Annotated in this window: 27 protein-coding genes; 6 read left to right on the forward strand and 21 right to left on the reverse strand. The window is 55.4% G+C overall.

Annotation, left to right across the window (positions count from 1 at the left end):
• Positions 1-9 precede the first annotated feature (9 nt).
• Positions 10-933, forward strand: coding sequence for a hydroxymethylglutaryl-CoA lyase (locus RGQ30_RS00775; protein ID WP_420915184.1), 924 nt, complete (start codon positions 10-12; stop codon positions 931-933).
• 14 nt (positions 934-947) lie between these two features.
• On the opposite strand, the gene RGQ30_RS00780 is transcribed toward RGQ30_RS00775, so the two are convergent.
• The 14 genes from RGQ30_RS00780 to gspG form a co-directional block, all read right to left on the reverse strand.
• Positions 948-2858: a sensor histidine kinase gene (locus RGQ30_RS00780; RefSeq protein WP_130557105.1), complete on the reverse strand. Its 1911-nt coding sequence runs from the start codon at positions 2856-2858 to the stop codon at positions 948-950.
• Complete coding sequence (locus tag RGQ30_RS00785; RefSeq protein WP_130557104.1) at positions 2858-3571, reverse strand: response regulator; 714 nt, start codon at positions 3569-3571, stop codon at positions 2858-2860. Before RGQ30_RS00785 ends, RGQ30_RS00780 begins: the two co-directional genes overlap by 1 nt.
• A 101-nt stretch (positions 3572-3672) precedes the next feature.
• Positions 3673-4401 carry a response regulator gene (locus RGQ30_RS00790; protein WP_130557103.1) on the reverse strand — a complete coding sequence of 243 codons (729 nt, stop codon included), beginning with the start codon at positions 4399-4401 and terminating at the stop codon, positions 3673-3675.
• Entirely contained in the window at positions 4398-5612 is a 1215-nt protein-coding gene (gene gspF / locus RGQ30_RS00795) for a type II secretion system inner membrane protein GspF (RefSeq protein WP_130557102.1), read from the reverse strand. The genes RGQ30_RS00790 and gspF overlap by 4 nt, the downstream gene beginning before the upstream one ends.
• Positions 5613-5630: 18 nt before the next feature.
• Positions 5631-7094 (reverse strand): type II secretion system ATPase GspE, encoded by a 1464-nt coding sequence (gspE, locus tag RGQ30_RS00800; protein ID WP_130557101.1) that lies wholly within the window; start codon positions 7092-7094, stop codon positions 5631-5633.
• Complete coding sequence (gene gspD, locus RGQ30_RS00805) at positions 7091-9436, reverse strand: type II secretion system secretin GspD (RefSeq protein ID WP_298218490.1); 2346 nt, start codon at positions 9434-9436, stop codon at positions 7091-7093. The genes gspE and gspD overlap by 4 nt, the downstream gene beginning before the upstream one ends.
• A 26-nt stretch (positions 9437-9462) precedes the next feature.
• Positions 9463-10194 carry a type II secretion system protein N gene (gspN, locus tag RGQ30_RS00810; protein WP_130557099.1) on the reverse strand — a complete coding sequence of 244 codons (732 nt, stop codon included), beginning with the start codon at positions 10192-10194 and terminating at the stop codon, positions 9463-9465.
• Positions 10191-10721 (reverse strand): type II secretion system protein GspM, encoded by a 531-nt coding sequence (gspM, locus tag RGQ30_RS00815; RefSeq protein WP_298218493.1) that lies wholly within the window; start codon positions 10719-10721, stop codon positions 10191-10193. The genes gspN and gspM overlap by 4 nt, the downstream gene beginning before the upstream one ends.
• Positions 10718-11971 (reverse strand): type II secretion system protein GspL, encoded by a 1254-nt coding sequence (gspL, locus tag RGQ30_RS00820; RefSeq protein ID WP_130557097.1) that lies wholly within the window; start codon positions 11969-11971, stop codon positions 10718-10720. Before gspL ends, gspM begins: the two co-directional genes overlap by 4 nt.
• A complete protein-coding gene (gene gspK / locus RGQ30_RS00825; protein ID WP_130557096.1) occupies positions 11972-12931 on the reverse strand; it encodes a type II secretion system minor pseudopilin GspK in 960 nt (319 codons plus the stop codon). It abuts the gene before it with no gap.
• On the reverse strand, positions 12931-13686 hold the full coding sequence (locus RGQ30_RS00830) for a PulJ/GspJ family protein (RefSeq protein ID WP_130557095.1): 756 nt from the start codon (positions 13684-13686) through the stop codon (positions 12931-12933). The genes gspK and RGQ30_RS00830 overlap by 1 nt, the downstream gene beginning before the upstream one ends.
• Positions 13683-14057, reverse strand: a complete 375-nt coding sequence (gene gspI / locus RGQ30_RS00835; protein ID WP_130557094.1) for a type II secretion system minor pseudopilin GspI — start codon at positions 14055-14057, stop codon at positions 13683-13685. The genes RGQ30_RS00830 and gspI overlap by 4 nt, the downstream gene beginning before the upstream one ends.
• Positions 14054-14563 (reverse strand): prepilin-type N-terminal cleavage/methylation domain-containing protein, encoded by a 510-nt coding sequence (locus tag RGQ30_RS00840; RefSeq protein ID WP_130557093.1) that lies wholly within the window; start codon positions 14561-14563, stop codon positions 14054-14056. Before RGQ30_RS00840 ends, gspI begins: the two co-directional genes overlap by 4 nt.
• Positions 14535-14984 carry a type II secretion system major pseudopilin GspG gene (gene gspG, locus RGQ30_RS00845; protein WP_130557092.1) on the reverse strand — a complete coding sequence of 150 codons (450 nt, stop codon included), beginning with the start codon at positions 14982-14984 and terminating at the stop codon, positions 14535-14537. Before gspG ends, RGQ30_RS00840 begins: the two co-directional genes overlap by 29 nt.
• 332 nt (positions 14985-15316) lie before the next feature.
• Here gspG and RGQ30_RS00850 point away from each other — a divergent pair, with 332 nt between their 5' ends.
• Positions 15317-15802 (forward strand): type II secretion system protein N, encoded by a 486-nt coding sequence (locus RGQ30_RS00850; RefSeq protein WP_130557091.1) that lies wholly within the window; start codon positions 15317-15319, stop codon positions 15800-15802.
• A 16-nt stretch (positions 15803-15818) separates the two neighbouring features.
• Here the strand turns inward: RGQ30_RS00850 and RGQ30_RS00855 are convergent, their stop codons facing one another.
• Together RGQ30_RS00855 and RGQ30_RS00860 are read right to left on the reverse strand one after the other, a co-directional pair.
• Positions 15819-16592 (reverse strand): DUF3108 domain-containing protein, encoded by a 774-nt coding sequence (locus RGQ30_RS00855; RefSeq protein ID WP_298218506.1) that lies wholly within the window; start codon positions 16590-16592, stop codon positions 15819-15821.
• 20 nt (positions 16593-16612) lie between these two features.
• The gene (locus RGQ30_RS00860; protein ID WP_130557089.1) at positions 16613-17083 is read right to left on the reverse strand and encodes a D-Ala-D-Ala carboxypeptidase family metallohydrolase; all 471 of its coding nucleotides are present in this window, start codon (positions 17081-17083) and stop codon (positions 16613-16615) included.
• 5 nt (positions 17084-17088) lie between these two features.
• Here RGQ30_RS00860 and RGQ30_RS00865 point away from each other — a divergent pair, with 5 nt between their 5' ends.
• Positions 17089-17781, forward strand: coding sequence for an HAD family hydrolase (locus RGQ30_RS00865; protein WP_130557088.1), 693 nt, complete (start codon positions 17089-17091; stop codon positions 17779-17781).
• A 71-nt stretch (positions 17782-17852) separates the two neighbouring features.
• Here the strand turns inward: RGQ30_RS00865 and RGQ30_RS00870 are convergent, their stop codons facing one another.
• The 5 genes from RGQ30_RS00870 to gpmA form a co-directional block, all read right to left on the reverse strand.
• Positions 17853-18407 (reverse strand): DUF3455 domain-containing protein, encoded by a 555-nt coding sequence (locus RGQ30_RS00870; RefSeq protein ID WP_130557087.1) that lies wholly within the window; start codon positions 18405-18407, stop codon positions 17853-17855.
• Between the two features lie 106 nt (positions 18408-18513).
• Complete coding sequence (locus RGQ30_RS00875; protein WP_130557998.1) at positions 18514-19263, reverse strand: molybdopterin-synthase adenylyltransferase MoeB; 750 nt, start codon at positions 19261-19263, stop codon at positions 18514-18516.
• A 27-nt stretch (positions 19264-19290) separates the two neighbouring features.
• Positions 19291-20679, reverse strand: a complete 1389-nt coding sequence (locus tag RGQ30_RS00880; RefSeq protein ID WP_420915185.1) for a S41 family peptidase — start codon at positions 20677-20679, stop codon at positions 19291-19293.
• 2 nt (positions 20680-20681) lie between these two features.
• The gene (locus RGQ30_RS00885; RefSeq protein ID WP_130557085.1) at positions 20682-21974 is read right to left on the reverse strand and encodes a peptidoglycan DD-metalloendopeptidase family protein; all 1293 of its coding nucleotides are present in this window, start codon (positions 21972-21974) and stop codon (positions 20682-20684) included.
• Positions 21975-21979: 5 nt separating this feature from the next.
• Positions 21980-22726 carry a 2,3-diphosphoglycerate-dependent phosphoglycerate mutase gene (gene gpmA, locus RGQ30_RS00890; protein ID WP_130557084.1) on the reverse strand — a complete coding sequence of 249 codons (747 nt, stop codon included), beginning with the start codon at positions 22724-22726 and terminating at the stop codon, positions 21980-21982.
• A 105-nt stretch (positions 22727-22831) separates the two neighbouring features.
• Here gpmA and RGQ30_RS00895 point away from each other — a divergent pair, with 105 nt between their 5' ends.
• The 3 genes from RGQ30_RS00895 to secB are packed head-to-tail and all read left to right on the forward strand — an operon-like array spanning position 22832 to position 24128.
• Positions 22832-23317 carry a rhodanese-like domain-containing protein gene (locus RGQ30_RS00895; RefSeq protein WP_130557083.1) on the forward strand — a complete coding sequence of 162 codons (486 nt, stop codon included), beginning with the start codon at positions 22832-22834 and terminating at the stop codon, positions 23315-23317.
• Between the two features lie 2 nt (positions 23318-23319).
• Positions 23320-23595: a glutaredoxin 3 gene (gene grxC / locus RGQ30_RS00900; RefSeq protein ID WP_130557082.1), complete on the forward strand. Its 276-nt coding sequence runs from the start codon at positions 23320-23322 to the stop codon at positions 23593-23595.
• Between the two features lie 53 nt (positions 23596-23648).
• Positions 23649-24128: a protein-export chaperone SecB gene (gene secB, locus RGQ30_RS00905; protein ID WP_130557081.1), complete on the forward strand. Its 480-nt coding sequence runs from the start codon at positions 23649-23651 to the stop codon at positions 24126-24128.
• Positions 24129-24137 lie beyond the last annotated feature (9 nt).

Raw genomic sequence — 24137 nt, forward strand, 5'->3', positions numbered from 1 at the left:
GTGAGCATGATCAAACTACCCACCCGAGTCACCCTTGTTGAAGTCGGCCCCCGCGATGGGCTTCAAAACGAGAAAACACCCATCGCCACGGCCATCAAGGTGGACCTGTGCAAACAGTTGATCGAGGCAGGCATACAACGTCTTGAAGCTGCCGCTTTTGTGTCTCCGAAATGGGTGCCGCAAATGGCTGATGGCACGGATGTGTTGGCGGGTTTGAAGGCAATGCCCTCGCTGAACAGCTACAAAGTGTCTTATTCCGCACTGGTGCCCAACCTCAAAGGAATGGAGGCCGCCATTGAAGCGGGTGTTCAGGAGGCCGTAGTCTTCACCGCAGCCTCGGAAGCCTTCACCGCCAAGAACATCAACTGCACGATTGCTGAAAGTATTGAGCGATTCAGACCTGTGGCTGAACTGGCCCGTGCGCACAACATTCATTTGCGCGGTTCAATTTCCTGTGCGCTGGGTTGTCCCTATCAAGGCGAAGTGCCCATTCAAAGTGCGGCCGAGGTGGCCTTGCGTCTGCAAGACATCGGTGTACAGGAATTCGACGTGGCTGACACCATCGGCATTGGCACTGCTTTGCGTGTAAGTCAGGTGTTTGAGGCCGTGGGCAAGCAAGTTGGCTTGAACCGCGTGGCAGGTCATTTTCATGACACCTATGGCCAGGCATTGGCCAACATCCTGGCAGCACTGCAGTTGGGCGTGTCCACATTTCACAGTTCAATTGCCGGTTTGGGCGGTTGCCCCTATGCGAAGGGCGCCACGGGCAACGTGGCCACCGAGGATGTGGTGTACCTGTTGCACGGCATGGGCATTGAAACCGGTCTGGATTTGCACAAGCTGGTCAGCACGGGCGCATGGATTTCAGGAACCATCGGCAAACCGTATGGCAGTCGATCAGGGCGTGCGCTCTGGAGCAGGAAAAACGTCTAGGCACAAGGCCATACTCATCGTTTTCTGACTTTGGGTATGCTGATTTGAACTGACACCCCAGGCCCCGGGTTCGCATTGTTGACCAATAAGTCCACACAAATCGACTTGGCGCGAATGTTCATGTGGGCCAGGCCGCGCCCCCGGCCAAGGGTGTGTTTGGGTAAACCCAGGCCGTTGTCACGAATGGTCAGCTGAACAAGATTGGCAAGTTCGTCCCATCGCACGCTAAGCTCAATCTGCGTGGCCTGCGCATGCTTCAGGGTGTTGGCGAATACCTCTTGTACCATTCTCAGCAAATCGAACAAATCCCGGGAGGTATAGCCTTCCAGTTTCGGAACATCGTGCACGCGCCACAGCAAGGTTACTCCACTGGCTTTCAGGCGGCGGTCGTAGCGCCACCTGAAATTGCCCAGCAAGGCCAGCAAGTCATCGCTTTGCGGGTCCAGCGAGTCGATGGCCATGCGCAAATCGTCCAGACATTCCTGAAGGACATCCCGCATCTCATCCTGTTCCAGTGGGCGTGTTTCACTGAGGTTGAGCGCTGATACCAAACTGGAACCCACGCCATCGTGAATGTCCTGCATGATCCGTTTGCGTTCATCGTCCAGAGTGCGCTGTTGTTCGATCTTGCGCAGCAAATTGAACTGTTGAAACAATTGCCGTTCCCGCACAGCCAGTTCGGAATTCAAGCCCTCGTTGGACTGTTTCAACGCAACAAGCAGGGCATTGTGACGCCTGTAAATAATCCAGCAGGCTGAGACGAAAAGCAGAATGCCGGTGTACTGGGACAGCAGTACCGACTCAATCGGCAAGGCTTCCATCATGATGCTGAGGTCTCGTATGCTCAGTAATACAAACAGGATAGAGCTGCACCCCAGAATGGCCCCCTCAAAGTTTTGAGTCCGCCAGGAATAGGCCAGCAACATCACATTGAGAAAAAATATGAAGGGTATGACAGGAAGAAGCAGCCAGAAGGTGAACTGGAGAATCTCCTGCCCACCCACGGCGAACGTTAATGCGGTCAGCAACACCCCGTAAGCCATCAAGCCATATCGCATCCATTTCCAGTTCAAACCCATGTAACGGATCAGGAACATGCCATACAGGCAGGCAAACCAGGCATGCAGGCTGTGCACCAGCTGCCCCCATTTGGCGTGCGGTAGTGGGGCCCAATCCATGAAGTACCCGGTGTTGCGCACCGCAAACACCATCACCGCCAGGCTGAGAAACAGAAAACCTTCCTGTTCCCTGAACACGCGTGCAAACAGCAGCAGCATTACACCGCTGCCAAAGGCAATCAGGGTGGCCAGCATGGAACCCGTCACCTGCCAACGGTAGGCTGTGGCATACAGTGGCTCCAGGTCAGCGCTGGGGCCAAGCCACAGGCGCCCAAGGCCACTGCGGTAGTTTCGATAACCGGCAACCTGAACTTGCAGCACATTGTTGCCACTGTTCAGTAACTCGGGGGAAAACTGAAAAAGGTAGGGGCGGTTCCAGTGACGTGTCAGTTCACCTTGCATGGATCCCAAGCCGCCGATCCAGTATCCATTGAGATAAGCCTGCGCATTCATGATGGCTTTGGGAATAAACAAGGTATCTGGCTTGGGCTTGGCCGGGTCGAGATTGAAGTCGATGCGATACCAGCCATCGCCTTCAAAATCAGGTTTTGATTTGTCCCAGGTGTCAGGCAAGGAAATCTGTTGCGCCCCATTCTGTTGAAGTGCCTGACTGGATGTCCATTCACCGGAATCCGAGAAAAGAACCTGTGCCTGAGTCAGGAAATACCCCGACTTCTGCAAATCCGGATTGCCCAGCACATGGAGCGGTGCCTTGAACGTGCCCAACAAGGCCAACAACAAGGTGCCGGAAAACAGCAGGCAGAATTGCCATACAAAACGAGATTTTGGTTGCTGAACTGCTGACATCAGAGGTCAAGTAGTCCAAGCAGCGACGCTTCATACACCGCTTCCGAGCGGCTGTGAACATGCAGTTTTTTGTAAATCCGTTTCACATGTGTGGACACGGTGTGGGTAGAAATACCCATTTGGGCCGCTATTTCCTGGGCAGTAAATCCCCTCGCCACCTGCTGAATTACCTTCAACTCCCTGTCCGTGATGCTGCCTGCATTTGGCGAGGTTTTCTGGGTGATTTTGTCCTGCTGCAAACCTGGTTCGGGCACGCGCTCGTTTTGCATTCGAAACAGCAGTTGCCGCGCAACCAGCGGACTGATGGGCGAGCCCCCATTGGCCACCTCGACAATGTGGTTGATCAACTCTTCATTGGAATAGTCTTTCAGCAGATAACCCGTGGCACCTGCTTCAAGGCTGCGCACCACATGGTCTTCGTCGCCAAAGGTAGTGATCACCAGTGGCTCAACCTCGGGTTTGTTCTTGCTCAGCCACCGGATGATCTCGATACCCGATGAGTCAGGAAGCCCAAGGTCAATCAAGGCCACTTTGGGCTGCGTCATGAAAAGCAGGGAATAGGCGTCCTGAACCGTGCTGGCCAAGCCCAGCAAACGCAATGCACTGCTGGACTGCAACACCTGAACCAGGTGGTCTTGTGTGGCTGGTTCATCCTCCACGAGAATGACGCCGATTGGCTCCATGTCAACAGCTTGGTCGGCGCTCATGGTCATGAACAGGATTCTTTCAGGTTCGTTGGTATTTGGTTGAAATGCTACGCTTTACACGCTGACTTGCACACCCACGCAATTAGGTCCCCTGACCGTTTACCGTCTCAGAAGTCCTTGAAACTGATCAGTCCCAGTTCACTGGCCCTGTGAACAGCGCTTGTCCGTGAATTCACTGCAAGCTTCTTGTAAATTCGCTTCACATAGGTGCTCACTGTGTTGATACTCACGCCCATCATGCTGGCAATTTCTGCCTGCAAGAAGCCTTTGGCCACCATTTCGAGAACCTCCTGTTCCCGGTCTGAAAGCGGGGTAAATTCAGCAGCTTCAAATGGCGCAGGCGCTGCAGCATTGGTGTTTGCAGAAAGGGCTTCGCCTGTAAATGCACCCCGAAAACGGTTCAGCAAACGCCGGGCAATCAAGGGGCTGATCGGAGAGCCGCCCGCCCGCAACTGCTTCAAACGTTCCAGAACTTCGGGGGGGCGGGTGTCTTTGGTGAGGTAACCGGTGGCCCCGGCCTCGATGCAGGCGATGACGTGGCTTTCATCTGACAGCACTGTCAGTACCATGCTTTCGCAGTTGGGCACATGTTCGTGAATGTGTTTGATCAACGCCAGCCCGTTGCCATCCGGCAGTCCAAGATCGATCAGCGCCACATCGGGTTGTAGTTCGTCAAGCGCCGCAAAGGCCTCGCTCAAGGAATGGCATTGACCGAGAAGGGTCAATGCCGGGTCCAGTTCAATGGCCTGTTTCAGGCTGTCCTGTAATTGCTCGTCGTCATCGACCAACAGCACCCGGATTGTTTTTCCCCGCACTTCACTTTGGATAATACTCATTGAATCAACTGGTTCACTTCAATAATCGGCATCATGACCGCCAAAACAATCAGTAACACGATCAGACCCATCACCAGGATCAGGATCGGCTCCATCAGGCTGGTCAGCCACATCGCCTTGCGCTCCACTTCTGTGCGCTGGCTTTCCGAGGCTCGCTCCAGCATCGCCGCCAACTGGCCCGTGGCCTCGCCGCTGGCCACAAGATGGGTCAGTACCGGTGGAAACAGGCCGCTTTTTCCCATGGCCTTGCTCAAACCGCTGCCTTCTTTCACCCGCTCCTGTACATCGACCATGGCCAGTTGCAAGGCCGAGTTACCCAAGGTGCGGTTGGCGGCAGCCAGGGCCTTGAGAATAGGTACACCACTGCCCACAAGAATAGATAGGGTAGATGCCAGTCGTGCGGTGTTCACTGCCCGAACAAAAGGACCGATCACCGGAATGGTCAACACCGATTCGTCGAATTTCAGCTTGAAAGCTTTGTTCTTGAGCGCATTGCGAAACAGGTAAACAGCCAACGCCAAGGTCAGGGCCATCAGCCAGCCCCAGTCCCGCAGCACGTCTGAAAGGGCAATCATGACCAGGGTCAGTGTGGGCAATTGCTGGTTGTTACTTTCAAACACGGTCACCACTTGCGGCACCACGTAGGTCAACAGGCCAATGACAACCATCAGGGCCACCACGGTCACAATGGCCGGGTAAATGAATGCGGCACTGACTTTTTGTTGCAGGGCTTGCCGTGCTTCCAGCGCATCGGCCAGCTTGGAAAGTACCCCACCCAGGTCGCCGGTGTTCTCACCAGCAGCCACAGTGGCCACGTACATTTCGGGGAATGCTTTTGGGTATTGGGCCAGGGCTTGGCTCAGGGGGGTGCCAGAAACCACTTCCGAGCGAATGCTGTTGATCCGTTCCCGTATCAGGGGTTTCTCGGCTTGTTCAACCAGCGCCGCCAAGGCCTGGGCCAGTGCAAGCCGAGCCTGTAACAGGCTGGCCAACTGTCGGGTCAACAACACCACCTCGCGGGTGCTCAGTTCCCGGTCAAAACGCCCAGCCTTTTTGCCTGTCATCTTGGCGCTGCCCACTTCCAGCACTTCGATGGGGGTCATTCCCTGCATCCGCATCTGGTTGCGTGCGGCGCGGGGCGAATCGGCTTCCATCGAGCCTTTGACCGTTTTGCCTTGGGCGTTTAATGCCTCGTATCTGAATACTGCCATGGCTGCTCAGTGTCTCACTTAGTCTCTTGTGACTCGAAGCAATTCTTCCAGCGTGGTAGTACCACTCTCTACCCAGCGCTGTCCGTCTTCCCGCATGTTTTTCATGCCCTTGGCCTGCGCGCGCTGGCGCATTTCTGCTTCGGAGTTTTCGTTGTGAACCATGGCGCGCAACTCGTCGTCCAGGGTGAACAGTTCATACACGCCCGTTCTTCCCACATAGCCCGTGTGTCCGCATTGGTCGCAGCCGTTGGCATGCCAATGGGCCTGCCCCAAGTCATTCAATGTGCTGGTTTTGCAGTGTGGGCACAAGCGGCGCACCAAGCGTTGGGCCAATACACCCAACAGGCTTGATGACAGCAGGAAAGGCTCGACACCCATGTCCACCAGCCGGGTCACCGCACTGACTGAATCGTTGGTGTGCAAGGTGGCCAGCACCAGGTGCCCCGTCAGTGATGCCTGTACCGCGATTTGCGCGGTTTCCAGGTCACGGATTTCGCCGATCATGATCACGTCAGGGTCTTGCCGCAAAATGGCGCGCAAGGCCTTGGCAAATGTCATGTCAATTTTTGTGTTCACCGGGGTCTGGCTGATGCCAGGCAAATCGTATTCCACCGGGTCTTCAACCGTCATCACATTGGTGGTGCCGGAATCAATGCGCGACAACGCCGCGTACAGCGTGGTTGTTTTGCCGGAACCCGTGGGGCCTGTCACCAGGATAATGCCGTGTGGTGTGTTGCACAGGCGGTCCATTTCTTTCAGGGTGTGTTCAGGCATGCCCAGGCGGCTCAATTCAAGGCGGCCTGCTTCCTTGTCCAGCAAGCGCAGCACTGCGCGTTCGCCATGGCCTGTCGGCAGCGTGGACACTCGTACATCCATGGGCTTGCCACCAATTCGCAGGGTAATGCGGCCGTCCTGGGGCAATCGCTTTTCAGCAATGTCCAGACTGGCCATGATCTTGATGCGGGAAATCAGTGCGGAATGCAGTTCGCGTCGGGGTTGCAACACATCGCGCAGGGTGCCGTCCACACGAAACCGTACAGCAGAATGGGTCTCGAAGGCTTCAATGTGAATGTCGGAAGCCCCGTCGCGGCTGGCTTGGGTCAGCAGGGCGTTGATCATGCGAATAATTGGCGCATCGTCTTCGGTTTCCAGCAGGTCTTCCACTGCGGGAATGTCCTGCATCAACTGGTCCAGGTCCAGGTCGCCTGCCACCTCGTTGGCCACCGCGGCTGCACTGGTTTCCTGATTTGAATACGCCTGGTTGATGGTTTTTTCAAGCGCCACAGCGTCTTCACAAAACACCCAGTCAATCGGGCAGGGGGCCACACGCTGCGCCTCAATCAAGGCATGGCTTGGCGTGCGCGGGCTGAAGGCCAGGCGCCACAATTCATTCTGGGCATCCAGACACAGCACCTGATTTTGCCTGGCAAAACCATAGTGCAGGCGGCCCACGGTCTGTGGGTTGAAATTCAACTCGCTCAAGGTTTTTTGCCTCGAATGATTCGACCGCCATTCGGACCGACTTCTGCGTCACCACTGGCTTGGCCAGGGCGCGGAATCACCAGTATCTTGTTGCTCGGCGTCAGGTTAATGGTTTCTTCGCCTGGTGTTGTTTTCGCAGGGGCTGCCTCGGCAGCTGGTGCAACGGCCTGCGGTCTACGTGTCGGCAAAACAGGCGCTTCCATATTGGGCAAGCCAAATCGCTGTTCGGGCTGGTTTTCGCGCTGTAACTGGCGCATGTAGTCGTAGCGGTTGGTCACAATGCCCTGGGCCTGGTCTTCGTTGCGAACCACCACCGGGCGCAGGAAAACCATCAGGTTGGTTTTCTGGCGGCGGCGGTTGTCGTAACGGAAAAACTGGCCCAGAACGGGTACGTCACCCAAGCCTGGTACTTTTTCCTCGTTGCCGGTGACCCGGTCTTCAACCAGACCGCCCAGCACGATGATGTTGCCCGATTCCACCAATACATTGCTTTCAATGGACCGCTTGTTGGTGATAATGCCCGACACGTTGGTGCTGTCCACTACCGAGCTTACTTCCTGGAAAATTCCCAGTTTCACAATGCCGCCTTCCGACACCTGGGGTTTCACCCGCAAGGTCAGGCCCACGTCCTGACGTTCAATGGTCTGGAATGGGTTGACCGTGGCGCCATTGCCGCCGCTGTTGGTGAACTGCCCGGTGATGAATGGCACGTTCTGGCCGATCACGATTTTGGCTTCCTCGTTGTCCAGCGTCAAAATGTTTGGTGTGGACAGGATGTTGGCGTTGGCTTTGCTTTCCAGCGCGCGGGCCAAAAAGCCCAAATTGGAAATGGTACCAATGCCTGGAATGTTCACCTGCCCGTCGATCACGCCAATGTTCAGGCCACGGCCCACCGAACCCAGGTTGGTTGCGGCACCCAGAATGTTGGCCCCTGAGCCGGGGGCGTTGAAATTGGTGCCACCGATGACGCGAACACCGTTAGCACCCACACCGGAAAGTCCCTGGAACTGAATACCGAATTCGGCCGCCTTGTCTGTGGACACTTCCACAATCAGCGATTCGACAAACACCTGTGCACGCCGCACATCCAGCTTCTCGATGATCGAACGCAGGTTGCGATAGATCGGTTCGGGCGCGGTAATGATCAATGAGTTGGTGGACGGGTCGGCCTGTACAATACCGCCGTTGTTCAATTCCACGTTGCCTGACGCAGAGCTGAGTTGTCCGCTTGAAGAACCGCCCAGCGCTGATGAGCCCAAGCCTGGGCTGCCATTGGTCACATTTCGTGTGGAATTGTTGTTGTTGGGGTTGTCGTTGGTCAATCCGCCTGCAAGCCCGCCGCCTGAGGAAAGCTGGTTCAGGCCGGAATTGCTGTTTTCTGAAATCGGGCTGCTGCTCAACACGGCCTGCAAGGTTTTGGCAAGTTTCGCGGCTTCCGCGTTTTTCAGGTAAACCACCCACACATTGCCCGGTTGCTTGGTGGGTTGGTCCAGTTTGGCAATCAGTGCCTTGGCCAGGTTCAGGCGCGCCTTGCTGGGTGTTCTCAGCAACAGCGAATTGGTGCGTGGGTCTGCCATGACCGAAAGCCGTTGGCCCGCATCCACTGCAGCGCCGGTGCCCCGGTTGCCCTCATCCAGCATGCGACCGAGAATGGCCGCCAGGTCAACCGCCAGAGCATGCTCAAGGGGCACCACCTCCAGGTCACCGGAATAGGGCCCATCAATGCTCGCAATGATTCTCGCAATGCGCTGCAAGTTGTCTGCGTAATCAGTAATCACCAGGGTGTTGTTGTTGGGGTAGGCCGCAATCGTGTTGTTGGGCGCAATCAACGGGCGTAGCACCGGCACCAGCGCCGTGGCTGATTCGTAGTTCAGCTGAAACACCTGGGTCACAATGGCGTTGCCACTTTGGCTCATCGCGCGTCGTGGGTCAACGGTGTTGTTGGCCTGCACCTTGGCATCGTTTTCCGGTAGCACACGTGCTACACCACCGCTTTCCACAATGGTGAAGCCTTGCAGGCGCAATGCGGCCAACAGGGCATTCTTGGCATCTTTGGCGCTCAAGGGCTCGGGCGATACCAGGGAAATGGTGCCCCGCACTCGGGGGTCCACCACGAAGGTTTGATTGGTGAAGGAGCCAATTGCCCGCACGACGGCATCAATTTCCGCATTCACAAAATTCAATGCAAAACGGTCTTCCTGACTGTTCTGTGGTCTCGCATTGCTTTGCAAATCCAGGTTTTGTGCGTGACCGCCAGCTCCCAGCCCCAATCCCATCGACGCCACAGCCAAGCTCAGCAGTGAGCGTTTCATTCGTCCCATGTGTGCAGTGTTCAAGCTCACTGTTCCTTTTCTTTTTGCTTCTGTCATCAAAATACACCCAGGCGATAGCGATCACCCTCAAGTCGTCCCATCTGGCTCAATAGCCCTGTCAATGCCTCTTTGCTGCGTTCCTGTGCGCTGGCGTAGCCATTGAACGCAAACCGCTGTCCCTTCGTCCACTGCCCACTTCCTTCCAGCATCAGCGGGCCCTTGGTCGTGGTCAATGTCATCTCTGTCTTTGTACCCGGTGTGCCAGTCACTGTGATGACATATTCCCCCAAAGGGCGAATACTGGCCAAGGCGGACTGTGCGTCAAGCCACTTAAGTGTCGCCTGCATGGCTGCGTCACTTTGCCACTGTGCCCAGCTTAACTGCAACAAGCCCTCGGGTCGAATGGTATTGAACGGCGCTCCCAGTGCTGTCAGCCAGGACGCGGGCAAGCGAAGTTCTCCGCCACCCACATTAATACCTGCCGCATTGAATCCCAGATGCAGCGGAAGTGCCAATTTTGGATGTTCAACTTCAAGGGCAACCCAACTGCCCTGTTGTCCTAGTTTCAATTGCCAATTCAAGGCCTCGGGAATGGCGTAGATTTGGGTGCCATCAGCCAAACCCAACTGCATCTGCCCCGACCACACTGAACCATTGCTGCTCAACACCCTGACTTTTCCGCCACTGGCTGCTTCAATGCGACCGCTCAGGGCATACGCCGGGTAATTCCAGATCAGTACCACCACCGCGCACAGTGCAAAAGGCCACAACCAGCGCAGGTTTTTCATGGCGATGATTTGCCCATATTTCCCGAAGTGCCTGGCAGAAGGTTCACATAGCCACTCAACACGCCAGCTTCCACTTTTTCCACCTCTGCCAAATGCAACTGAAGGCTGGATATGGCTTCCGCCCGTGACAGCCAAGCCAGAAATCCGCTGGCAGAGACCTGCTTGAACTCGATGCGGATGTCGCCTTCCTCTGTGCGCACCAGGTTGGTCTGTTCTGCAATTCCCTGTTCTTCAAGCAACTGCTGCAAACGGACCTGCAAATCGCTTTCAGGTACCACAACCCGCGAACGCGCGCCGCGAAGGGCTTCCAGGTCCTGTGCAGCACGCATCACTTGCCCTGCCTTGTCAACCAGCGCAGCCTGGTTTGCGGGTGCTTGTTGAATGGTCACGATTGCAGGTTCGAGCAGCACGAACCATCCAATCAACGCCAAGGCCACGGTACCACCCCAAGTAACCAGTTTTCTTTCGCGAGTGTTCAACTGGTCCAGACGGGTTTGTATCTGCGTCAGCAATTCAGTGTGTTTCATTGGGCCGGCCCTTTTTCTACTTGCAGCACTGGCAAATTCGATTTCGCACCGATCAACCATTTCGCTTCCAGGCGTCGGGCTTTCAGCTTTTGCAGGGCAGCGCCTTGTTGGTCTTCCGTCACGTTGGCATTGAAGCGCACACTCAGGGTGTTGTCCGCCCAGGCAAAGTCAACCATGCTGTTAAAGGGTGCCAGGTCCATGGCCTGGCCAACTTCGTGCAACAAGGCACTTACGCCCTGTGCGCTGCTGGTGTCCAGCCCTGCATTCAGGCTGCGCTTTTCGCGTTCGATCAACAACAGCGGGTCGGCCACCATGGGGGTGTTGGGCAGCGCCTGCGCGTAGGTTTCTGCAATTTGCGCTTCAATGGCTGCGTTGGCGCGTTGTGCCTTGAAGGCCAAAGCATTCAGCCCCAACACCGCTACAACCAGCAGTGTCAGTGCAGGCGCAATCAGTTTGCGCGCACCCAGCTGGTTGACCATGGGGCGCATGCCCATTTTGCGAAGCTCGTCAGCACCAAGCAGGCTTTTGTTCAAGAGGCGGGGCAAGGGTTCGATGGGCGCGCGGGTCGCAGCCTGGATCCTGTTGTCGCCGAGCGCGCCGTCTACCTGTTGGCCCAGCCAGCCATAGTCCGCGGCACTGGCTTGAATGGTCGGGGCGCCCACCTGTTGCAATCTGCGCTGAAGCATCACCTTCAGTACAGCGGGCTGTTCTGTCGGGGTCAACAAAGGCGTGTCGATACCGTCCACCACGATGAAGTCCTGCCCGCTTATCCAGGCTGCTCCTTCATGGCCAGTTCGTTCACGAAGGGTTTCGCAGCTCAGTGCCGCCAGTTTCAATCCGTGTTGGTTACAGACAGTAACAACACTGCGTGCCCTTGTTTTCCCCAGAACCGCAGCCAGTTTTGCACCACCTGCATGGTCGGGCAAACCGGACCAAAGGCTCACATGGTTTTCTTCGGGCTCATTGAGCAAATAGGGTTCAACCAGAAAGGGCAATGCTTCCTTCAACTTGTTGCCTGAAAGCTTGGGTGGCACCACGGCAAACAGCCCGACCTCGGTGGGCTTGAGCAACACCAGGCAAGGCAGGTCCTTTGGCAGCCGGTTCAGCGCTTCTTCGCCGCCATGCTGCTTGTCGCCACTGCGGCTTTGCACTTCATAGCGCACCCGAATGACTCGGCCTTCTTCCTCTGCGCGGGCTTGATCCAGCGCCTTGGGCCACCAAATCACCAACAGGGGTTGGTTGTTATTCAATTATTGTCTCCACATCACATACACACGCTGATCGCGCCGCTCGAGCAAGGCTCGTGTGCGGATCAACGCCTCCTCAACCTGTGCCGTGCCTTCCACCAGAAAGTAATTGCTGTTCACAGTTATTAAATCATTGTTTATGGTGATATTCGGGTTCAGAACAGCACGAATATCAGCCAAATCGCGGAATGTCACGCGTTCCCTCTGTGCAATCACACGTTGGGCATCTGCAAAGCTCATGTCTTGTACTACCGCATAGAGCACTTCCGCAGATGCAGTGTTGGCATTCACCGCACTGGTCCGGGGCAAAATCACTACGTAGGGTCGCAACTGGTTCCAGGTTTCCTCTGCTATGCCGTATTTGCCGCGAAACTCTCCCCAGCGCAGGGCCGGTAAAATGGGGACTTCATCTGGCGTGGTGCCCTGCTCTTCCGGGTTGGCCAATATTGGCATGAACATGCTGCCCAAAGTTTGCACCAGCAGGTTGCGCTGTTCGGTGGGTATGCTCAGCAAATCGCACAACTTCGAGAACCCTGCCAGCCAGGTCTGCTGACGAGGATTGCCAGCACCCAGATTGCGCAAATTGAAGCGACCCTGCGCGTCTTCGATTCGACCGGTCAGCACCACTTCGCGGTCATCCGTTTCCGTGGCGTTTTCTTCCTTGCGCATCAGCCCTTCGTTGATCCGGCTTTCGGCCAGCGGCACCGCCCAGGGTTCGGTCAGCGTGTCCGTGGTGGACACCCGTGCGTCCTCCCGCAAAATAACCCGTGCCCAGTCCACGCCGCTGACGCTGACTGCATCTGCTTGATCCCTTGCTGCTGCGACCGAAATGGTTTTCGCTGTGGCAAACAGATTCCAGATCAAAGGGCTGATCGCCAGCGTGCAAAGCACCACGATGAACAAGGCCATCACCACCGCTGCGCCAGCCTGTGCTTTGGGTCGGTGGTGTTTCAATTGTTTCATCAGTACACCCCGCCAGTGCGAAACACGCGGGTCACCGCCTGGTTGTTGGCTTGCGTCACGCTCACCTCTACCGCACGAATCAGGTTTGCTGCAGGCTGTGTCTGGCGCGTTCCCGGCGTTCCGGGCGTTTCAGGGGTCGCCGGGGCCTCAGGTGATTCTGGCGATTCAGGAGGTTGTGGTGCTTGGGGCATTTCCCCAGCTTCGCCCGGGGGTGGTCCTGAGGGAGCGCCCGTATTCAATTGCAAGGCGGGGCCCTGCAGTTCCAGGTCACTGCGTTCCTGCGGGGCGGGTGTACCAAAAGCCAGCGGGCTGGTCCAGCCACCGGGTTCACGTAAAAAGCGGATTTGCAGGCCGCGGGCAGGGATCGGTTCACTGACCGACGGTTGGTCCGGGTTCAACTCGCGCCGTGAAATACGCAGCAGGTTTGTTCCATCCAGCACCCATTCCACGCGTTCGCGGTAGGCGGGCTCACTGGTGTTGCGTTGGGTGAACTGGAGCAGAAGACCGCTGCCAGTGAGTTCAATCAGATCGCTGGCGGGGGTGGGGGCTTCCAGCCCCAATTCAAGGGCGGCGATGTCTTTTTCAAGCTGGGCAAACACGGCGGTGGTAGTTTGTATCTGCTCATCAACCTGGGTTACACGACCCGCCGAACGCAGTACTTCTTCCAGACCTTGCCATGAAAGTATCGAAATCACTGCCACAATCCCGAGGGCAATCAAGACTTCCAGCAAGGTGAATCCGCTTTGCCTGTTCATGGTGCGCTGCTTAAAAAAATCACCAATCGCGCCAGTTGGTTGCCCTTTTCGCCTTCAAAGGCGTCTCGAACCTGGATTTCAACCCGACGAAAATTCGGGTTGGGTGTATTGGTAATGTCCACCCGGCAAACAAAGCGGAAGTTGCCCTGAGGACAAAGGTGTTGCGCCGCCTGCGCGCTTGGAAAAACACCTGATACACGGATGAAATTTGCCGTGTTTTTGGCGCTCCATTGGGCGTATTGGCGCTTGATCATGTCGTCTTGCTGAATATTCAAATTGCCCGCAGCTTTCAGGCAGGCAATCAAGGCGACAGCAACAATGGTCATGGCAACCAGGGCTTCGATCAAGGTAAAACCGCGTTGCTGCCTCATAGGTTTTGCTGTGTCCCGCTCGTCACCGTTCGCGCCTGGCTTACACGGAATGTTCCACTGGCCTGGCTTTCCAGCACTACCTGCACCTGATTGCGTTGAAGAACAATGGCCTGACGCGTCAAGCCCGCCTGGCTTTCAAGGGTCAGAAACTTGTTCTCCAGCCCCTCATTGATCAAGGTGATCTTGAAAGGGCCGTGGTCCCACAACCTTGGGCGTAACAAGGGTTCTGTCGTGACAGGTACCCAGCGGCTGCCCGTGAATTCTTCGAATGTGTAACCCTCGTCACTGGCCAGAAAGCGGATGTCTTTTGATTTCAATAGCGACTCCTGCTGCGCTATCCGCAAAAGCTGCGAGAGCTTTTTCGCATCCGACTCCAGGTAGTTGGCATCGCCGGGCGTGCCGCGGACCACGATCAGTCCTGCGGCAATCGACAGTACAACGATCACCACCAGCAATTCCAGCAGGGTGAACCCCTGTTTAGAGGCTCCAGGAACCAATGTCGGCATTTACACCCTCACCACCGGCCTTGCCGTCTGCACCCAGGCTCATCACGTCTACTTCGCCATTGATGCCAGGGCTCAAAAACTGGTAGTTGTTGCCCCACGGGTCGACCGGCAATCGAGACAAATAACCACCCTGCTTGTAATTGCGTGGCTGCGGTTCTGTGCTGGGGCGTTCAACCAGTGCCTGCAACCCCTGATCGGTGGTTGGGTAGCGGCTGTTATCCAGCCTGTAAAGGTTTAGTGCCTGCATCACGGATGCGATGTCCTGCTTGGCAGCGACAACACGCGCTTCATCGGGGCGCCCCATGATTTTTGGCACAACCAGTGTGGCCAGAATTCCCAAAATCACCACCACCACCATGATTTCAATCAGGGTAAAACCTTTGTTGCGTTGAATGTTTTGACGCGAATTTGATTTTTTCATAAACAACCGTAGAAAGATCCAGAAATATCCTTGACGAAGGTTACACCTATTTTGTGAAAATTTGACAGCAGCCCGTTCGAGCCTTTGCACGGCGTGAGTGTGTATCCCCCGCATTTTGGGGAATCGGTAAAATCCACCCGCGTGTCACTTAAACAGGGGCTTTGCTGAATATTCACTGGTGCTCATACTGTGCGTGTAGGCAATTTACTTTGCCCACAACCCTTGAAGCATGGCTTAAAAGCCGGTCATCCCGATGGATAGACCGGTTTTTTTTGAACTGCGAGCTTGTCGCGGGTTATGATGTTTTCCGACGTCATATTGAACTTCATCACATGAAACTCGCCTTGAAATCCGGATTTTCCAACTTCAGTCTCTCTCCCCGTCTAATGCAGGGGCTGGGCACCTTGTTGTGGTTGCTGGCAGTGGGGTTGACCGTTTGGGTGTTGATCAAGCTGTTTGCCCCCTCGCCGGTGGTGGCGCCTGCAATGCCGTCGCAAGTTTCTGCCAATTACCAGGTCGACCAGTCACCTGAAGCGCGTTTGATGGGTGTTGAAACCGCGGGTGGCCTCACCCCGCCTTCGGTCAACCTGGTGGGCGTGTTTGCCAACAGTGAGGGAAAAGGCGCCGCTGTGATGTCGATTGAAGGGCAACCAGCGCAGTCCATGCGCGTCGGCGATGAGGTCGCCAATGGCTGGCTTCTTGAAGAAGTAGGCCCCACCTTCGCGGTCATGCGCCGCAGCGGGCAGCGTCACCAGGTCAATTTGCCTGTACTGGAAGCAGATCCCAATTTGCTGCGCAGGGTGCCAGCCAACGGCTAGTTTTACAATCTCGAGATCAGGGCTGCGGTTTGCCAAGCCCAATCAGGGTCTGCGTCAGGCTTTTGCCCTCGTTGTCCTTGATCTCGATTTTGACGGGTTGCCAAGCCAGGTCTTTTGAATACCAGATACGTACAATCTCATCGCCCTGTTCTTCCGGTTTTGTTTCAAGCAACAGCGTATCCACGCGTCGATCGCCTTTGCCCAGGTTCAACGTCACGTCCTCGGCCTTCAACACCGTGAACACTTCATTGCCCACTCGCCCGGTGCTCATCACCCGCATGGCCAGGGTGTCGCCAGCCTTCAGGTCGCTATTGCAGCGCAGTCGGGCCGAGATTTGATAAATCATGCTGATACGGTCTTGTAAGCCTTTCTCGAAAGGCGCTGAATTGCCATTGCGTTTGAACAGCACCTGCTGGGTGTCTGCGTTCAACATGGTCTCGGCAACAGGTTTTTTGCCGCGTTGCTCAGCGTAGTAAAGCGGGGCCAGCCCAGTTTGCGCATCCACCAAGCCTTCGCTTTTTTGAGTCAGTTGCCCTGAGTACAGCATGGCTACAAACCCCTTGGCCTGTGAAACCGATTCCAGCTTGTATTGCGTACCGGCAACCCGCAGGGTGTGTTTGCTCACAGCCAGTTCACCGGGGATCTGGCTGTGGGTCAGCGAAAACTGCAAGTCGGTGTCAATCACGTGTTTCGCAATACCCTTGCATGCCATGTCGGCAGCATGGGCTCCAGGCAGCATGGCAATGGCGAACCCGGTGCACGCTGCAAATTTCAGCAGCCTGTGTTTCATTGACCTATTCATCAAGTTGTTCATCGTTTCACTATCCCTTCCAGATAACCTTCGTCTTTGCTGAAAATGCTCAGGCATTCCCGCCGGGGAATCTGGTCCAAAGGTGCAATCGACACATGCACCCATTTTCCAAACTCCAGAATCAGTTGATCAAACTCGCAGGGTAACTGCGCAATCGCGGCCGCCAACTCATACGCACAACCAAATTCCGGGCAAACCACATCAGCGGCCAGCCCCAGGCAATGTTGCGAGTGGGGTACACCACCCACCTTGGCGTTCAGTGCCTCAGCCCTGAATCCGCTATTGATCTTCAACGCACCAGCGGGCAGTTTCAGGGACTGCCGAATATCACCCAGCAGTACGGAAAGTCTGCCCAGGTTGTGCAACAAGTCGGGTGGGCAACGGTTGTCTAGACCGCACCGCAATGCGGTGTCAGAATGGCACAAGGTGTCCTGACAAAATTCGGGATGAAAATTCAACTTCAGGTTCATTCGTTTTGCGCATTCGTTATATTCGTCGTCCCCACGCGGGCTTGTCTTGCAAAGTCTACCTGCTGGACCTGGACAACACGCTTCACCTTGCTTCTTCTCACATTCTGCCCGAGATTAACCGGCAAATGACCCGTTATCTCGAAACACACCTTGAACTGGATACCCAAAAGGCCAGCGAATTGCGCACCCAGTACTGGTTGCGTTACGGCGCCACCTTGTTGGGCATGATGCGGCACCATCAAACAGACCCCCACCACTTCCTGGCGAATACCCATGTGTTTCCAGAGCTCAAAACTGTGAGTTCCCGCCACGGCAGTGTGCCACATCGCTTGCGCAGTTTGAATGGTGTCCGAATCATGCTGACCAATGCGCCGCGTGCGTATGCGGTGGCCTTGTGCAAAGAGCTGGGTTTGTACCGGCATCTTCACGCAGTCATTGCGATTGAAGACATGGTGGTGCATCAGGCCTGGCGGCCCAAGCCTGCGGGCATTTTGTGGCCCAATCTGAAAAGCAAATTGAAGGGTCGCAAGGCCCTGTTGGTAGACGACACCCTGGGTCACCTTGAGCAAGCTGCGCGACACGGCATTCAAACCAGCTGGATCACTTTCCCTGGCTTGGGTTTCAAACCCATCGGCCTGAAGGGCCGGGTCAAACACCGGATACGGCAATTCGAAGCAATTCGGACTGCAAAGTTTTAATGGGTGTGTGTTCATGTGACCAAGAATAGACCTGGCCACATGAACCGAGCCCTTTGCGGGCTGGCGCGCAATTACTTGGCGGCTTTGTACAGAATGTAGTCAGCTTGGTACTTCACGATTTCCTTGGTGCCTTTGGTGGCTGTGCTGCACTCGGACTTGGGTGCTACGCCGCCTACAGTGGCTACGCGCTGAACGAAAGTCACGTCAGTCATCGCGCCATTGCCGGTTGCTGGGTTGGCTTTTACCAGTTGCAGGGGAATGTTGCCCGCTGATGCTGGGGAAATGGCTACTTGGGTGCCAGTGAACTTGGAGCCATCGTTGGCTTCCCAAGTTGCGGGGGGGCCGTAGTAAGTGCCCACTGCCTTGCCGCTGCGATCATTCAACACGGCCTTGGGGCCAACAAACACCCACTCAGTCTGGCCGGCGGCGTCTTTTTTGTCGCGGCATTCGTAGGTGATTTCGCCCACACCAACAGTTTCCATGCTGACCACGTTGCCAGCGGGTACTTTCACGGCGTCAGGCAAACTGGCTTGATCAAAGGCGGGGGCCTGGCTCATGGTGCCACATGCAGACAATACGGAAACTGCGACCAGTGCTGCTGCACCGGCAAGAATACGAGAAGACATTGCATTACTCCAAAGATTTCTAGATGTTGTTGATCAGACTTTTTTTAGGCCTGATAAACACACAACGCATCCGGCCGTGAATTGGAGGCACTTTCGTGAAATTAAATTAATGCCCGTTGCAGACAGGGCATTCGGGATCTTTGCGAATTTTCATTTTCGTGAATTCGCAATTGCGGGAATCGTAAATTTGAAGGGTGCTGTACAAAGGCTTTCCAAAGCCAGCCAGAATTTTCAGTGCTTCGCTGGCCTGCAGCGTACCAATGACACCCGTTAGCGGTGCAAATACACCCATGGTCGCGCAACGCACCTCTGACACATCATCACCTTCCGGAAACAGGCAGTGATAGCAAGGTGCCTCAGGGTTGTTCAGCTCAAACACTGCAAGCTGGCCATCCAGCCGAATGGCCGCACCGGATACCAATGGTTTGCCAAACTTGACGCATGCGCGGTTCACCGCATGGCGGGTCTTGAAGTTGTCGCAGCAATCCAGCACCAGATCCACCTGTGCAACCAGTTGCTCAAGTGCCTCACCTTCAAGCCGGTGTGCTATCGGCACTATTGTGCTGCAGGGGTTCAATTCATTGAGGTGGGCTTTTGCAGACTCCACTTTGGGTAGTCCCACACGTGCCGTGGTGTGCAATACCTGTCGCTGAAGGTTGGTCAGATCGACTTGGTCATCGTCAGCAATGTAGATGGTGCCCACGCCCGCGCTGGCCAGGTAAAGGGCACTTGGGCATCCCAGCCCGCCAGCACCGACGACCAGTACTTTTGCGCTGGCAATACGTGACTGGCCTTCAATACCGATTTCATCCAGAAGAATATGACGGGAGTACCGAAGTAACTCCTCGTCATTCAAGTCCCGCAGTTCCATTGAAGCTGGGGTTTATTTGGTCGCGTTGGCGGTTTGTGCTGCCTTGCGGTTTTGTACTACGGGCTTGCCTTTCAGATAGTTCAGGGCTTGCTGCAACTGGTAGTCGTCTTTTTCGCCAAAAACAACCGGTTTCAGGTCGGCGTTCTTGTTGCTTTCGGCCTTCTTCTCGCTTGGTGTTTCCTCACCTTTGTCATTGCTCAGGTGGCGGGTCAAATCCGCTTCACGAACCCGCTCAACAATGTCGCCCTCGGGTGTTTCAGTCACCACGTAATCGGGTTCAATGCCCTTGGCCTGAATACTGCGGCCTTTTGGCGTGTAATAACGCGCCGTAGTCAACTTGATTGCCGTGTTGTTGTTCAGCGGCAAAATGGTTTGCACTGATCCCTTGCCGAATGTTTGTGTACCCAACACCTTGGCGCGGCCGTGGTCTTGCAGTGCACCAGCCACAATTTCGGAGGCCGAAGCCGAACCACCGTTCACCACCACCACCATGGGCACGGTTTTGGCAATCGTGTTCAAGTCCTTCAGGTAATCCTTTTCGCGACCACGCAGGTAGTCTTCCGGACCCGCTACCAGCTTGCGCTGGGAGTCTTCAGTGCGGCCGTCGGTAGAAACCACCAGGGTGTTCTGTGGCAGGAAGGCAGCACTTACGCCCACTGCGGCGTTCAACAAACCACCCGGGTCATTGCGCAGGTCCAGCACCAAACCTTTCATCGGTGTTTTGGCTTGCAGGGTATTGATGGCCTTCACCAGGTATTCGCCTGTGTGTTCCTGAAACTGGGTAATGCGCACGTAGCCCACGCTGTCTTCCAGCATCTTGAACTTCACGCTTTGCACGCGAATCACATCGCGAATGATCTTGACTTCAATCGGCTTCTCGACTTCCTTGCGCAGCAAAGTCAGGCGGATTTCAGTCTTGGGTTTGCCGCGCATCAGGTTGACTGCGTCGGACAGGCTCATGCCCTTAGTGGGCTTGTCGTCAATCTTGACAATCAGGTCGCCCGCTTTCACGCCCGCCTTGGCGGCTGGAGTGTCTTCAATTGGGGAAATCACTTTGACGAAACCGTCTTCGGTACCCACTTCAATGCCCAAGCCACCGAATTCGCCCTGAGTGCCCACACGCAACTCTTTGAATGCTTCGGCATCCAGGTAGCTGGAATGAGGGTCCAGGTTGGCAACCATGCCGCTGATGGCACCGTTGAAAAGCTTGTCGTCACCAACCGGTTCGACATAAAAATTCTTGATGGCGCCAAACACCTCGGTGAACTGCCGAAGCTCACTCAAGGGCAGAGCTTCAGGCTGCTGGCGCTGGGCCACTGCACTGATACCTACGCTGACCAACACACCGGCCACTACGCCGACGGATACCAAACTGATTTGACGCAATTTCTGATGCATAATTCCTACTGACCTTGGGTCCATGAAATAGGATCAAAGGGCTGCCCCTGATGCCTTAGTTCAAAGTATAAACCAGTATCAAGATTACCACTGCTGTTGCCGGTTTCGGCAATGGTGTCACCCGCTTTCACGGAATCTCCCGATCTTTTCAGTAATTTACCGTTGTTGCCGTACACACTCAGGAACTGGTCACCGTGGTCAATAATCACGATTTCACCGAATCCGCGCAACCATTCCGAAAACACCACCCGGCCAGACGAAACAGCTCTAACCGCTTGCCCCGCCTCGGTTGCGATGAAAATGCCTTTCCAGGAAGGGCCTTGGCCGTCCTTTGAGCGGGTCTTCCCAAATTGCCCGGCTACCGTACCCTGCGCAGGCAGCACAAGACGCCCTTTCAGTTTGGCAAACTCACCCGAACTGGGCATGGGCGGCGGCGGGGCTGTATATTCCTTTTTCGCGGGCGCTTTGCCGCCTGAACTGACTTGACCCTGCTGTTTTTGTTGTTGAGCGGCCAAGGCCTGCTTGCGTTTTGCTTCTTCAATGGCGCGAGTTAGTTCGGTGATCACGTTGCCCAGCCGCGCATCGTCCCGCTGTAGCCGCTTGCGCTCCAGTTCCTGGTTTTTCAGTTTGGAATTCAGATCCGCGAGTAGCTGGTTGCGTTCCTCGCGCTGGGCCGCAAGTTCGCGCTGACTTTTATTTTGCTCGGCGATGGTGTTGTCCAGGCGGTCCTGCTTTTTCTCAAGCCCCAAGCGAATGGATTCGAGTTCGCGCGCCTGTGCAGCCTGCTGTGAAGCCAGCTCGCGTTCGGCTGCCGAAATGCGTTCGTACCAATAACTTTCCCGCGCTGCTTCGCTTGCCGACTTGCCAGCCAGCCAGGCCTGTGTGGGGTTCACTTCCACGCGGCGGTATTGGTTGCGAATGACCTGCGCCAGCCTGATCTGGGTGCTGGCCAGGTCTTTTTGTAGCTGAATTTCGTCCTGGCTCAGCTTGTTGATGTCCTTCTCAAGGGCATCCCGGTCCTTGTCCAGCAGGCTTAATCGGGTTTGGGTTGTTTCAAGTCTTTTTTCGAGCAAACCCAAGGCTTTGGCAGCCTGCTTTTTTTCGCCGCTGGTTTCATTGATTTCCTTTTTCAAGGCTTCAAGTTTGCGGCGCACTTCTTCCCGTTCCTGCTTGACCCCCGCTGGGTCCCGAACGTTGCTTTGTGCCGTGGCATGCGAGGGCGTAACCAGACAGGCGCAGAGGAAAAAGATTCTCCACGCGCTATCGGTTTGACCTATCAAACAGGAAAAAATAGTCACCCGGCTTACTTCGCCTTGCCCTGGTTCTTCACCGCAGCCATGGCTGCCTCAATCTCGGCCTGGTCGCCCAGGTAATAATGGCGAATTGGCTTGAGGTTTTCATCCAGTTCGTACACCAGTGGGCGTGCGGTTGGAATGTTCACTTTCAGAATGTCCTCTTCACTCAGGTTGTCCAGGTACTTGATCAAAGCCCGCAAGGAATTACCGTGGGCGGCGATCAACACTTGCTTACCCGCCTTGATGGCGGGGGCAATGCCTTCTTTCCAAAGTGGAATAACCCGGTCTACGGTGTCTTTCAGGCACTCGGTCAATGGAATTTCTTCCGGTTTCAACTTGGCGTAACGGGGGTCGTTGCCCGCGAAACGAGGGTCGTCAATTTTCAGAGGGTTGGGCGCAATCGCGTAAGCGCGGCGCCAAATCAGAACCTGCTCTTCGCCAAACTTGGCGGCTGTTTCAGACTTGTTCAAGCCTTGCAGGTCGCCATAATGGCGCTCGTTCAGGCGCCACGCATGCACCACGGGCAGCCACATCTGATCCATCTGGTCCAGGGCAATCCACAGGGTGCGAATGGCGCGCTTCAATACCGAGGTATAGGCCACATCAAACCGGTAGCCCTCTGCTTTCAGGAGGTCGCCGGCCTTGCGGGCTTCTTCACGGCCTTTGTCGGTGAGGTCCACATCGGCCCAGCCGGTGAAGCGGTTTTCGAGGTTCCATTGGCTCTCGCCGTGACGCATCAATACGAGTTTGTACATGTTTGTGGCCTTTAAGTTGCTGTCTAATTAGGCAAAGCGACATTTTAGCCTCGATTCAAGGGGATATAATGGTCAGCCCATCAAGACCCACTTATTGCAGGATTTATGTCGCAGGAATTTCTGATTCAAAACAGCTGGCTCATCGCACTCGCCGTTGGTTCTGGCGTCATGTTGCTTTGGCCCATGCTGACCAAAGGTGGCGGAACCCGTGTAACCGTGCCCCAGGCCACCCTGATGATCAACCAGCGCAAGGCGGTTCTGGTTGACATTCGCGACGATGATTTCGTCAACAACACTGGTGTTGTGCCCAATGCCAAGCGGGTTGCCATCAAGGACTTGAAAGACAAAGCCGGCACCTTGGCCAAAACCAAGGAAATCCCCTTGATCGTGCTTTGCCAAACGGGCGCGCGATCCGGTGCGGCCGCCACAGTATTGAAAGCGGCAGGTTACACCGACGTGTTTGTGCTCGATGGCGGCGTAAACGCCTGGAAGGAAGCGGGCATGCCCGTCAAAAAGGCGCAGCAGGCCTCTTCAGAAGTACCAGCCAAACCGAAGCAACCGAAGGCCACGAAAGCAGCAGTCAAGGAGTAATCATGAGCAGTCAACAGGCCCCTGTCCGCATGTACACCAGCGCCGTATGCCCTTATTGCATGCGCGCAGAACGTTTGTTGAATGAACGTGGTGTGCAGAACATTGAGAAAATCCGGGTTGATCTGGACCCCAGCCAAAAAGAAAAAATGATGGCTGAAACAGGTCGCCGCACCGTGCCGCAAATCTATATTGGCAGCACGCATGTGGGTGGTTGTGACGACCTGCACGACCTGGACCGCGCTGGCAAACTGTTGCCATTGTTGAACCAGGCTGGCTAATTCAGACCAAACCAATTCCAATAATTACCAATCATTTCGATAGGAGCCAGCAAATGGCCGAACAGAATTCAGAAGCCGTGTTTCAAATGCAGCGCGTTTACATCAAGGACGCCTCGCTTGAATTGCCCAATGCACCGCAAATTTTCCTTGAGAAAAACGCGCCCAAGATCGAAGTGGCTGTGGATGTGGGCGCGCAGCGCCTGGCTGAAAATATTTTTGAATCAGAAGTCACCGTGACCGTGACCGCCAAAATTGACGACAAAGTGGCTTTTTTGGTGGAATGCAAGCAGGCCGGTATTTTTGAAATTGCCAATGTGCCTGAAGAACAGTTTGACCCGTTGCTGGGTATTCTCTGCCCCAACATGATTTACCCCTACCTGCGCGCCAACGTGGCCGATCTGATTACCCGCACTGGCTTCCCGCCCGTGCATTTGTCTGATATCAATTTCGAGCAGTTCTACCAGCAGCGTTTGGCCGCAGCCCAGGAACAGGCTGCCAAGCAAAACGGTTCCGGCATTATCACAACCGCTTAAAACGGTGGC

The organism is Limnobacter thiooxidans, from assembly GCF_036323495.1.
Lineage (GTDB): Bacteria > Pseudomonadota > Gammaproteobacteria > Burkholderiales > Burkholderiaceae_B > Limnobacter > Limnobacter thiooxidans.